This is a genomic window from Pseudomonas sp. MUP55 (genome assembly GCF_034043515.1).
Classification (GTDB): domain Bacteria; phylum Pseudomonadota; class Gammaproteobacteria; order Pseudomonadales; family Pseudomonadaceae; genus Aquipseudomonas.
The window spans coordinates 1,247,498-1,259,303 of sequence record NZ_CP138214.1 but is presented as its reverse complement, the minus strand read 5'-3'; the positions used below and the strand labels follow the sequence as shown (position 1 = coordinate 1,259,303).

Sequence of the window (11,806 nt, the reverse complement as noted above, 5' to 3'; positions counted from 1 at the left end):
AGGACCTAACTATCCAACCTGAGCACCGCAAGGAAGGCTTCTTGTGGAATTTCCACGTTGCCCACTTGCTTCATGCGTTTTTTACCGGCCTTTTGCTTCTCAAGCAGCTTGCGCTTACGGCTTACGTCACCGCCGTAGCATTTGGCCAGCACGTTCTTTCTGAGAGCCTTGACGGATGTCCGCGCAATGATCTGCCCGCCAATGGCGGCCTGGATCGCGACGTCGAACATCTGGCGCGGAATCAGTTCTTTCATCTTTTCGGTCAACTGGCGACCTTTGTAGTGCGCGTTGTCCTTGTGCACGATCAGTGCCAGGGCATCGACCTTGTCGCCGTTGATCAGCACATCCAGTTTCACCAGATTAGCCGACTGGTAACGGTCGAAATGGTAATCCAGCGAAGCATAGCCGCGACTGGTGGATTTGAGACGGTCGAAGAAGTCCAGGACGACTTCGTTCATCGGCAAATCGTAGGTCACTTGCACCTGGGTACCGAGGAACAACATGTCGTGCTGCACGCCACGCTTTTCGATACACAGGGTGATGACGTTGCCCAGGTGCTCCTGCGGAACCAGGATATTGGCCCGCACGATCGGCTCGCGCATGTCTTCGATGGACGACAGATCCGGAAGCTTGGACGGGTTGTCGACGTAAATCGTTTCACCGGTTTTCAGCGCCAGCTCAAAAATAACCGTTGGCGCGGTGGTGATCAGGTCCAGGTCGTACTCGCGCTCCAGGCGCTCCTGGATGATTTCCATGTGCAGCATGCCCAGGAACCCGCAACGGAAGCCGAAGCCCAGGGCGTCGGAGCTTTCCGGGGTGTACTGCAGCGACGAGTCGTTGAGGGTCAGTTTCTGCAGGGCTTCGCGGAAGTCTTCGAAGTCGTCGGAGCTGACCGGGAACAGACCGGCGTAGACCTGCGGCTGGATGCGCTTGAAGCCTGGCAGCACGTCAACGTCCGGCGTGGAGCTCAGGGTCAGCGTATCACCCACCGGCGCACCATGAATGTCCTTGATACCGGCGATGATGAAGCCTACTTCACCGGCTTTCAGGTCAGTGGTGGCGGTGTGCTTGGGGTTGAATACACCAACGCTGTCCACCAGGTGGATCTTGCCGGTGGACTTGACCAGGATCTTGTCGCCCTTCTTCACGCGGCCGTGGCGCACGCGCACCAGGGAAACGACGCCCAGGTAGTTGTCGAACCAGGAATCGATGATCAACGCCTGCAGCGGATCTTCGTAGTTACCGGTTGGCGCGGGGATGGTCTTGACCAGGCGCTCGAGCACTTCATCAACGCCCAGGCCGGTCTTGGCGCTGCACTCGACCGCGTCGGTGGCGTCAATGCCGATGATTTTTTCGATTTCTTCTTTGACACGGTCCGGATCGGCCTGGGGCAGGTCGATCTTGTTCAGCACCGGCATGACCTCAAGGCCCTGCTCGATGGCGGTATAGCAGTTGGCCACGGATTGGGCCTCGACGCCCTGACCGGCGTCGACCACCAGCAAGGCCCCTTCACACGCCGCCAGCGAGCGGCTGACTTCGTAGGTGAAGTCAACGTGGCCGGGGGTGTCGATGAAGTTCAGCTGATACTTGATGCCGTCTTTGGCGGTGTAGTACAGAGTAACGCTATGGGCCTTGATGGTGATCCCGCGTTCACGCTCGAGGTCCATGGAGTCCAGGACCTGGGCTTCCATCTCACGCTCGGCAAGGCCGCCGCACATCTGGATGAACCGATCGGCCAGCGTCGACTTGCCATGGTCAATGTGGGCGATGATGGAGAAATTGCGGATATGACTCAAATCACTCACGGATCAACACTCAAAAAGGCTGCAGGCAGATTGCCCGCTGAAAAATAGCCGGGAATTGTACCTGATGCTCAGCCCGGGCGTCATCTTTGCTGACCAGAACAAAAATGCCCCGCGGGGATGAGCGGGGCATTTTTTGTGCATAAGCGCGTAATCAGCCGGCTCGGCGCAACAACCAGAACCCGGCGACGGCGCAGATAAACGTGGGCACCAGCACCGCAAATAACGGCGAGAAGCCAAATACCAGGCTCGATGGCCCCAGCAGGTCCTGGGCGATGCGGAAGGTAAAGCCCACCAGCACGCCGGTGAATACCCGCTGACCGAGGGTCACGGACCGCAACGGGCCGAAGATAAAGGAGATCGCCATCAGCACCAGCGCGGCGGTGACCACCGGTTGCAACACCTTGACCCAGAACGCCAACCAGTAGCGGCCGTTATTCAGGCCCTGCTCCTTGAGGTAGTGGATGTAGCTCCACAGCCCCGAGATGGGCAGGGTTTCCGGAACCATGATGACCGTGTTGAGCAGTTCCGGCTTGAGCGCGATGTCCCATGTCTGGGTGGGTTCGTTGACCACTTCGGTGCTGGCCTTGATGCCCTCGCCCACATTGTGGAAGAGAGTGGTAGTGACGTCGCTCAGTTGCCATTTCTCGCCATCGTACTGCGCGCGCTTGGCGAAACTGGAGCTGAGCATGTGCCGCTCCTTGTCGAACGTGTAGCGCGTCACCCCGACCAACAGCCCGCCGGGCTGCACGGCGTTGATGTGGATGAACTGGTCACCCTGGCGGTGCCACAGGCCGTGCTTGGAGCTTTGCGCATCGCCCGAACCCTGGGCCAGGGCGCGATTGGCCTGGGCGGTGGCTTCGGACGGCGGCGCGACGTATTCGCCGATCAGCACGCTGCACGCCATCAGCAGCAGCATGGGCTTCATCACCGCCCAGACGATACGGCCGATGGACACGCCCGCCGCGCGCATGATGGTCAGCTCGCTGTTGCTGGCCAGGGTACCCAGGCCGATCAGGCAACCGATCAGGCCGGCCATCGGCATCATGTCGTAGAGACGCCGCGGCGCGGTCAGCGCCACGAAGCTCAGTACGTCCATGACCGTGTAGGTATCGGTGACGTTGCCCACTTCGTCGATGAAGGCAAACAACGAGGCCAGGCCCAGGATAATGCCCAGTACCGCCAGGATGGCGATCAGTACGCTGCTACCAATGTAGCGATCGAGCTTAGCCACGAGCCAACTCCTTCAGGCCACGACGGCTCTTCATTTTCAAACGGATAGGCTCCCAGTACAGAAGTCCCAGGCCGATCACCAGGAAAATCCCGTGCACCCACCACAGGCCCAGGGCGGGCGGAATCTTGCCCTTCTCCAGGGAGCCACGGGCGGAAATCAGGATGGTCAGGTAGGCCATATACAGCAGGATCGCCGGCAGCAGCTTGAGGAATCGACCCTGGCGCGGGTTGACGCGCGACAGCGGCACCGCCATCAAGGTCACGATAAACACCAGCAGCGGCAGCGACAGGCGCCATTGCAGTTCGGCGATCGAGCGCAGTTCCTGGCTACCGAACAGCGACGCGGTCGGCAGCGCATCGCGGTCGGTGACCTCGTCGCTGATGTCCGGCTTGGGCAGCATCACCCCGTAGGTGTCGTACTTGATCACGCGGTAATCGGCCAACCCGGGGCTGCCATCGTAGCGATAGCCATTGTCCAGGATCAGGTAGCGGCTGCCGTCGGGGCGTACTTCCTGACGACCGCCGTCGGCCACCAGGATCGAGATGCCGCGGTCTTTCTGGTCGGCGCCGAGGTTTTTCTGGGAAATGAACACACCGCTCAGATTGGAACGGTCTTCGGTCATCTCTTCGGTGTAGGTCACTCGCGTGCCGTCGTTGAGCGCCTGGAAACGCCCGGGTTCGAGGGTGTCGAACTCGGTCATCGCGTCCTGCTTGTTCAGCAGCAACTGGAACTGCATGGCCCCTTGAGGCGCCAGGCTCAGGCTCAACCACGCCACCACCAGGGCCACACCGGCGGCCGGCACCATGGTCATGGCCAGCAGACGCTGCTGGCTCATGCCGGTAGCCGACAGCACCGTCATCTCGCTTTCGAGATACAGCCGGCCATAGGCCAGCAGAATGCCAAGGAACAGGCCGAGCGGCAGGATCAGCTGCAAAAAGCCTGGCAGGCGAAAGCCCATGATCAGGAACAAAGAGCCCGGATCCAGGGCGCCCGAGGCGGCCTGCGCGAGGAATTTGACGAAACGACCACTCATGATGATGACCAGCAATACCGCACTCACGGCACTCAGGGTCAACAGGACTTCGCGGGATAGATAACGGAAGACGATCAAACCAGACACTCCAGGGTTGTCAGGCTAAGGCGGCCAAACAAGCAAGCATACCGAGTCGACCCGTTTGCGCGGGCCGGCTAAAAAGATGGCGCATTATCCTGTGATTGACCGCGCCTGTCACTGCGCAACCTCATGCGCGCGCACAAAGCGTGCTTGGAGGGTTGTCAGGCTCCGCCGGCGAGGTTCAAACTGCGGCCTTTGTCGCTGGCGGTTTACAACGCTGCCAAGCTTTAAAGCCTGGGTACAAACGCCAGGCTCACCGACCTTTATAAGGGACCCGAAAATGGAATTGGTTGTAAAAAGCGTTAGCCCCGAAACGTTGAAAACCGCCACCCTCGTGGTCGCTGTCGGCGAAGGCCGCAAACTGGGCGTCGCCGCCAAGCAACTGGATGAACTGAGCGGCGGCGCCATCAGCGCCGTGCTCAAGCGCGGCGACCTGGCCGGCAAGGTCGGCCAGAGCCTGCTGCTGCAGAGCCTGCCCAACCTCAAGGCCGAGCGCGTATTGCTGGTGGGCGTGGGTAAAGACGCGGAGCTGGGCGACCGCCCGTTCCGCAAAATCATCAGCGCCATCCTCAGCACTCTCAAGGGCCTGGGCGGCACCGATGCGGCACTGGCCCTCGATGAAATCGTTGTCAAAGGCCGCGACAGCTACGGCAAGACCCGCCTGCTGGCCGAAAGCCTGGTGGACGGCGGCTACGTCTTCGATCAGTTCAAGAGCCAGAAAGCCGAACCCCGCGCGCTGAAGAAGATCACCCTGCTGACCATCAAGGCCGCCCAGGCTGAAGTCGAGCGCGCCGTGACCCACGCCCAGGCCATCGCCAAGGGCATGTCGTTCACCCGCGACCTGGGCAACCTGCCGCCGAACATCTGCCACCCGACCTTCCTCGGCGAACAGGCCAAGGCGCTGGGCAAAGAATTCAAGGGCCTGAAGGTCGAAGTGCTGGACGAGAAGAAGATCAAGGACCTGGGCATGGGCTCGTTCTATGCCGTGGGCCAGGGCAGCGACCAGCCGCCACGCCTGATCGTGATGCAATACAACGGCGGCAAGAAGTCCGAGAAGCCTTACGCCCTGGTCGGCAAAGGCATCACCTTCGACACCGGCGGCATCAGCCTCAAGCCGGGCGCCGGCATGGATGAGATGAAGTACGACATGGGCGGCGCCGCCAGCGTGTTCGGTACCCTGCGTGCCGTGCTGGAACTCAAGCTGCCGATCAACCTGGTGTGCATCCTGGCCTGTGCCGAGAACATGCCGAGCGGCGGCGCTGCCCGTCCAGGCGATATCGTCACGACCATGAGCGGCCAGACCGTGGAAATCCTCAACACCGACGCCGAAGGTCGCCTGGTGCTGTGTGACGCGCTGACCTATGCCGAACGCTTCAAGCCGCAGGCAGTGATCGACATCGCCACCTTGACCGGTGCCTGCGTGGTCGCCCTGGGCGCTCACACGTCGGGCCTGCTGGGCAATAACGACGAACTGATCGAGCAACTGCTCAGCGCCGGCAAGGCCGCCGACGACCGCGCCTGGCAGCTGCCGCTGTTCGATGAGTACCAGGAACAACTGGACAGCCCGTTTGCCGACATCGCCAACATCGGCGGGCCGAAAGCCGGCACCATCACCGCCGCGTGCTTCCTGTCGCGGTTCGCCAAGAACTTCAACTGGGCGCACCTGGACATCGCCGGCACTGCCTGGACCAGCGGCGGCAAGGACAAAGGCGCCACTGGCCGTCCGGTCCCCCTGCTGACCCAGTACCTGCTGGATCGCGCCAAGGCCTAAGCGCCCCCGGCCCTTCTGTAGGAGCGAGCTTGCTCGCGAAGATCGCCAACGATACCGCGCCCACCCTGGATGAACGCGGTGTCCTCTGGTTTTTCGCGAGCAAGCTCGCTCCTACAGAACTGGCGGGCCAGCACCAGGAACCGCAATGACCCAAGTCGACTTCTATATATTGCCCAGCGCCGACCCGTCCGCGCGCCTGGACTTTGCCTGCAAGCTCACCGAAAAAGCCTGGCGCATGGGCCATCGCATCTACCTGCATTGCAGCGATGCCGCCCAGCGCGAGGACCTCGATGCGCGCCTGTGGCGGTTCAAGGGCGAAAGCTTCCTGCCCCACGGCCCCGCCGAATCTGAACCCGACAGCCTGGTAGTGCTGGGCCTGGGAGACCATTGCGGCGATCACCATGACCTGCTGGTCAATCTCGACCTGAAGGTACCGGCCTTTGCCAAGGCATTCGCTCGCGTGGCGGAAGTGGTGGTGGAAGACCCTGCTACTCGTCAGGCGGCACGGGAGAGTTTCCGTTTCTACCGCGAACAGGGCTATCCTCTGCAGGATCACCGGCTGCAACGACTTTGAGTACATGATGGACACACCCAACCCGCTGAAAAAAGACGATCACCTGCTGGACGACCTTGAGTCGATCCGCCAGTTGCTGGGTGATGATGGTTTACAACCGCCGCTGTTGACCGAACCGGTCGAGGGCGAGGTACAGATTCCGCTGTTGTTCGACATGGTCGGCAATAAGCCTGCTGCACCGGAGCCTGTGGTGCCACAAGCCGCTCCCGCCGCAGAAAAAGCCCCCGACGCTTTACTGCTGCACCTGGACAACGAACTGCGCGCCGCCGCGCAATTGATCATGCAAGACGTGATCGACGACTTTGCCCCGCATATCGAAGCCGAGATCAAGCGGCGGATGGATGCGCGGATGGAGCGACTGTTGAGCCAGTACCAGTCCTGAGCCAGACATAAATCCTCTGTGGGAGGGGGCTTGCCCCCGATAGCAATGTGTCAGTCAGTGATGTTGTGACGGATGCACCGCTATCGGGAGCAAGCCCCCTCCCACATTCGATCGCGTGCACCTCAAGCCTGTCTTCGCCTCGCCCTTCGCCCTATCCCCCGTTATACTTGCCGGCTTTCCTGAATAAATGCCAACTAGGGTCCCGCCGCGCATGGATAAGACCTATCAGCCCCACGCTATCGAAACTTCCTGGTACAACACCTGGGAGTCCGAGAACTATTTCGCCCCACAAGGTGCGGGCGACTCCTACACCATCATGATTCCGCCGCCGAACGTCACTGGCAGCCTGCACATGGGCCATGGCTTCAACAACGCGATCATGGATGCCTTGATCCGCTTCCGCCGCATGCAGGGTCGCAACACCCTGTGGCAACCGGGCACCGACCACGCGGGTATCGCCACCCAGATGCTGGTGGAACGCCAACTGGAAGCCACCGGCCAAAACCGTCACGACCTGGGCCGCGAGAAATTCCTGGAGAAAATCTGGGAATGGAAAGACCAGTCTGGCGGCAATATCAGCCGTCAGATCCGTCGCCTGGGTTCATCCGTGGACTGGAGCCGCGAGCGCTTCACCATGGACGATGGCCTGTCGGAAGCGGTGAAGGAAGCTTTCGTGCGCCTGCACGAAGACGGCCTGATCTACCGCGGCAAGCGCCTGGTCAACTGGGACACCAAGCTGCACACGGCGATTTCCGACCTCGAAGTGGAAAACCACGACGAGAAAGGCTTCCTGTGGAACCTCAAGTACCCGCTGGCTGATGGCGCCAAGACCGCTGAAGGCAACGATTACCTGATCGTCGCCACCACCCGTCCGGAAACCATGCTCGGCGACGCCGCCGTCGCGGTTAACCCGAACGACGAGCGCTACCAGGCACTGATCGGCAAGTTCGTCGAGCTGCCGCTGGTGGGCCGCCGCATCCCGATCATCGCGGACGACTACTGCGACCCTGAGTTCGGCACCGGCTGCGTGAAAATCACCCCGGCCCACGACTTCAACGACTACGAAGTCGGCAAGCGCCACAACCTGCCGCTGCTCAACATCTTCGACAAGAACGCCGCCGTTCTGCCGGCCTGCCAGGTATTCAACCTGGACGGCACGCTGAACGAGAGCATCGACGGCAAGATCCCGGCCGAATACGCAGGCCTGGACCGCTTCGAAGCGCGCAAGCAGATTGTCGCTGCCTTCGACGCTGCCGGTTTGCTGGTGAGCGTGGATGACCACGGCCTGAAAGTGCCGAAGGGCGACCGTTCCGGCACCGTGATCGAGCCATGGCTGACCGACCAGTGGTACGTGTCCACCAAACCGCTGGCCGAGCCGGCGATTGCCGCCGTGGAAGACGGCCGCATCGCCTTCGTGCCTAAACAGTACGAAAACATGTACTTCTCGTGGATGCGCGACATCCAGGATTGGTGCATCAGCCGTCAGCTGTGGTGGGGCCACCGGATTCCGGCCTGGTACGACGAGTCGGGCAAGGTCTACGTAGGCCGCGACGAAGCCCAAGTGCGTGCCAAGCACAACCTGCCTGCGGACCTGGTGCTGAATCAGGACAACGACGTACTGGACACCTGGTTCAGCGCCGGCCTGTGGACGTTCTCCACCTTGGGCTGGCCGGAAAAAACCGAGTTCCTCGAAAAATTCCACCCCACCGACGTGCTGGTCACCGGCTTCGACATCATTTTCTTCTGGGTTGCCCGGATGATCATGCTGACCATGCACCTGGTGAAGAACGACGACGGCACCCCGCAGGTTCCGTTCAAGACCGTGTACGTGCACGGTCTGGTACGCGATGGCCAGGGCCAGAAGATGTCCAAGTCCAAGGGCAACGTCCTGGACCCGCTGGACATCATCGACGGTATCGAACTCGAAGCGCTGGTACAGAAGCGCACCTCGGGCATGATGCAGCCGAAAATGGCGAAGAAGATCGAGAAGCAGACCCGCGACGAATTCGCCGACGGCATTGCCAGCTACGGCACCGACGCCCTGCGCTTCACGTTCTGCTCGCTGGCCTCCACCGGCCGCGACATCAAGTTCGACATGGGCCGCGTCGAAGGCTATCGCAACTTCTGCAACAAGATCTGGAACGCCGCACGCTACGTGCTGGATAAAGGCGAAGACTGCGGTCAGAACGGCGAAGCCTTCGAGCTGAGCCTGGCCGACCGCTGGATCATTTCGCAGCTGCAGCGCACCGAAGCCGAAGTGACCCGTCAGCTCGACCAGTTCCGTTTCGACCTGGCCGCACAGGCGCTGTACGAGTTCATCTGGAACCAGTATTGCGACTGGTACCTGGAACTGTCCAAGCCAGTGCTGTGGGACGAAAACGCGCCGGTCGAACGTCAGCGCGGCACCCGTCGCACCTTGGTGCGTGTACTGGAAGTGGCACTGCGCCTGGCGCATCCGTTCATGCCGTTCATCACCGAAGAAATCTGGCAACGCCTGGCGCCGCTGGCCGGTATCGAAGGCAAAACCATCATGCTGCAGCCTTGGCCGGTGGCCAATGAAGCGCGTATCGATGAAGCCGCCGAAAGCGATATCGAATGGCTCAAGACCCTGATGCTCGGCACGCGCAACATCCGCGCCGAGATGAACATCGGCCCAGGCAAGCCGCTGGCCGTGTTCGTCAAGAACGCCAGTGCCGAAGACCAGCGTCGCCTCAGCGAAAACGATGCACTGCTCAAGAAGCTGGCGAAGCTGGAGTCGATCACCGTATTGGCTGCAGGCGCCGAAGCACCGCTTTCCGCCACTGCATTGGTGGGTGAGATGGAAGTACTGGTGCCGATGGCCGGCCTGATCGACAAGGGTGCGGAACTGGCTCGACTCGATAAGGAAATTGCCCGCCTGCAAGGCGAAGTGCAGCGCGTGGGCGGCAAGCTGTCCAACGCTGCGTTCGTCGACAAGGCGCCGGCGGAAGTCATCGAGAAGGAACGCGCCAAGTTGGCCGAAGCTGAACAGGCTTTGGGCAAACTGGCCGAGCAACATGCGCGGATTTCCAGCCTGTAAGCGGGCAACCCGTGTAAAAAAAGAGACCTTCGGGTCTCTTTTTTTTGCCTGATCGTTCCCGATGTCCTGCTGGCAATGCAGTCAATGTGGGAGGGGGCTTGCCCCCGATGGCGGTGGGTCAGTTAACAGATAATTGACTGACACACTGCCATCGGGGGCAAGCCCCCTCCCACATTTGACCGAGTTATCCTCGGGAATGTGTGACAATGGCCGCCACTTTGAGCCAACACCAGAATCATCATGACCGCCCCCACTACGCCCAAACCTCCACGCAAGAAGCCCAAGACTGCAGCCACGGCCAAACCCGTCGTGCCACGCAAAGAGGCTACCCTGCATCCGCGCAACCGCCACACAGGCCGTTACGACTTCCCGGCGCTGATCAAGACCACGCCCGAGCTGGCGAAATTCGTGATCATCAACCCCTACGGCAAGGAAAGTATCGACTTTGCCAGCCCGGATGCGGTGCGGGTGTTCAACCGGGCGTTGCTCAAGTCGTTCTATGGCATCCAGCACTGGGACATCCCCGCCGATTACCTGTGCCCGCCGGTGCCGGGGCGTGCCGACTATGTGCACTTCCTTGCCGACCTGCTAGCCAGCGTCAACGACGGCAAGATTCCGCGCGGTTCCATCGTCAAGGTGCTGGACATCGGCATGGGCGCCAACTGCGTCTACCCGCTGATTGGCTACATGGAGTACCGCTGGAACTTCCTGGGCTCGGAAGTCGACCCTATCGCCGTGGCTGCCGCCAGGGCCATCGTGCAGTCCAACGACCTGAGCAAGGTCATCGAGCTGCGCCAGCAGCCCAATCCCAAGCAGATCCTGCTGGGCCTGCTGGAGCCGGGCGAGCGTTTCGACCTGACCATGTGCAACCCGCCGTTCCATGCCTCCATGGATGAAGCGACCAAGGGCAGCGAGCGTAAATGGCGCGCCCTCGGCAGGGCCGACCCCAAGCGCAAGTTGCCGGTGCTGAATTTTGGTGGCCAGTCGGCCGAGCTGTGGTGCGAGGGTGGTGAAGCGCGTTTCGTCACGCAACTGATCGCTGAAAGTGCGCACTTTGCCCACAAGGTGTTGTGGTTCAGCACCCTGGTGTCAAAAGCGTCAAACCTGCCCGCGATCGAGACTGCGCTGAAAAAAGCCGGCGTGCTGGAAAGCCAGGTGGTGGAAATGTCCCAGGGGCAGAAGCAAAGCCGCTTTGTGGCCTGGACCTTCCAGACCAAGAACGAACAGCAGATCTGGCGCCAGCGCTGGGTGCGATAGCACCCACCTGTAGGAGCGAGCTTGCTCGCGAAGATCTCGTAGGCACCGCGTACATCCAGGATGACCGCATTATCGTTAACGTTTTTCGCGAGCAAGCTCGCTCCTACAGTTAAATGCCAAATCGCAGACAACAAAAAACCGTGCCCGGATCACTCCGGAGCACGGTTTTTTTACTGCGTCTTACTTGTTAACAGCGTCGGTCAGGCCTTTGGCCACAACCAGCTTGATAACTTTCTTGGCAGCGATTTCGATGGCAGCGCCAGTCGAAGGGTTACGGCCAGTACGGGCAGGACGCTCGGTCACTTTCAGCTTGCCGATACCTGGCAGAGTGATTTCGCCGCCATTTTCCAGCTGATCAGCAACGATCTGGCCCAGTTGGTCCAGCGCTGCGCGCGCGGTGGTTTTTGGCGCGTCGATAGCTTCAGCGATATCAGCGATCAGTTGGTCTTTAGTCAAAGCCATTGTGGTGTTCCTTCCCTATCAAATTCATATGGATTGCAGAGTGCAGTGTCAGCCGTCGAGCCCGACCGTCGTGGGTCTGGCGCCCCGGCTATAACCTCGGAGAACGGGGTTATAGATGCTTGAAACGGGGATTGGTTCGACCTGACAAATGC

General features: G+C 60.8%; 9 protein-coding genes. 5 read left to right on the top strand and 4 right to left on the bottom strand.

What is annotated here, in order from left to right; all coding sequences use genetic code 11:
- Positions 1 to 5: 5 nt before the first annotated feature.
- The 3 genes from lepA to lptF all read right to left on the bottom strand — a co-directional run bounded on the left by lepA (position 6) and on the right by lptF (position 4,147).
- Positions 6 to 1,805, bottom strand: a complete 1,800-nt coding sequence (lepA, locus tag SC318_RS05565; protein ID WP_003210439.1) for a translation elongation factor 4 — start codon at positions 1,803 to 1,805, stop codon at positions 6 to 8.
- A 151-nt stretch (positions 1,806 to 1,956) separates the two neighbouring features.
- Positions 1,957 to 3,036, bottom strand: coding sequence for an LPS export ABC transporter permease LptG (gene lptG, locus SC318_RS05560; RefSeq protein WP_306491767.1), 1,080 nt, complete (start codon positions 3,034 to 3,036; stop codon positions 1,957 to 1,959).
- Entirely contained in the window at positions 3,029 to 4,147 is a 1,119-nt protein-coding gene (gene lptF / locus SC318_RS05555) for an LPS export ABC transporter permease LptF (protein WP_306491766.1), read from the bottom strand. Before lptF ends, lptG begins: the two co-directional genes overlap by 8 nt.
- Before the next feature lie 283 nt (positions 4,148 to 4,430).
- Here lptF and SC318_RS05550 point away from each other — a divergent pair, with 283 nt between their 5' ends.
- From SC318_RS05550 to rlmF, 5 genes are all read left to right on the top strand, one after another.
- On the top strand, positions 4,431 to 5,921 hold the full coding sequence (locus SC318_RS05550; protein WP_320429967.1) for a leucyl aminopeptidase: 1,491 nt from the start codon (positions 4,431 to 4,433) through the stop codon (positions 5,919 to 5,921).
- Positions 5,922 to 6,066: 145 nt separating this feature from the next.
- Positions 6,067 to 6,495 (top strand): DNA polymerase III subunit chi, encoded by a 429-nt coding sequence (locus tag SC318_RS05545; protein ID WP_320429966.1) that lies wholly within the window; start codon positions 6,067 to 6,069, stop codon positions 6,493 to 6,495.
- 7 nt (positions 6,496 to 6,502) lie between these two features.
- Positions 6,503 to 6,877, top strand: coding sequence for a DNA polymerase III subunit chi (locus tag SC318_RS05540; RefSeq protein WP_320431194.1), 375 nt, complete (start codon positions 6,503 to 6,505; stop codon positions 6,875 to 6,877).
- Positions 6,878 to 7,088: 211 nt separating this feature from the next.
- Positions 7,089 to 9,935, top strand: coding sequence for a valine--tRNA ligase (locus SC318_RS05535; RefSeq protein WP_320429965.1), 2,847 nt, complete (start codon positions 7,089 to 7,091; stop codon positions 9,933 to 9,935).
- 240 nt (positions 9,936 to 10,175) lie between these two features.
- Complete coding sequence (rlmF, locus tag SC318_RS05530) at positions 10,176 to 11,192, top strand: 23S rRNA (adenine(1618)-N(6))-methyltransferase RlmF (protein ID WP_320429964.1); 1,017 nt, start codon at positions 10,176 to 10,178, stop codon at positions 11,190 to 11,192.
- A gap of 180 nt (positions 11,193 to 11,372) precedes the next feature.
- On the opposite strand, the gene SC318_RS05525 is transcribed toward rlmF, so the two are convergent.
- On the bottom strand, positions 11,373 to 11,654 hold the full coding sequence (locus SC318_RS05525) for an HU family DNA-binding protein (protein ID WP_005785131.1): 282 nt from the start codon (positions 11,652 to 11,654) through the stop codon (positions 11,373 to 11,375).
- Positions 11,655 to 11,806: the final 152 nt, after the last annotated feature.

Bases quoted from the DNA above. Each gene is read 5' to 3' on its own strand.
- SC318_RS05550 (WP_320429967.1), top strand. From the start codon at position 4,431: ATGGAATTGGTTGTAAAAAGCGTTAGCCCCGAAACGTTGAAAACCGCC.
- SC318_RS05545 (WP_320429966.1), top strand. From the start codon at position 6,067: ATGACCCAAGTCGACTTCTATATATTGCCCAGCGCCGACCCGTCCGCG.
- SC318_RS05540 (WP_320431194.1), top strand. From the start codon at position 6,503: ATGGACACACCCAACCCGCTGAAAAAAGACGATCACCTGCTGGACGAC.
- SC318_RS05535 (WP_320429965.1), top strand. From the start codon at position 7,089: ATGGATAAGACCTATCAGCCCCACGCTATCGAAACTTCCTGGTACAAC.
- rlmF (WP_320429964.1), top strand. From the start codon at position 10,176: ATGACCGCCCCCACTACGCCCAAACCTCCACGCAAGAAGCCCAAGACT.
- SC318_RS05525 (WP_005785131.1), bottom strand. From the start codon at position 11,654: ATGGCTTTGACTAAAGACCAACTGATCGCTGATATCGCTGAAGCTATC.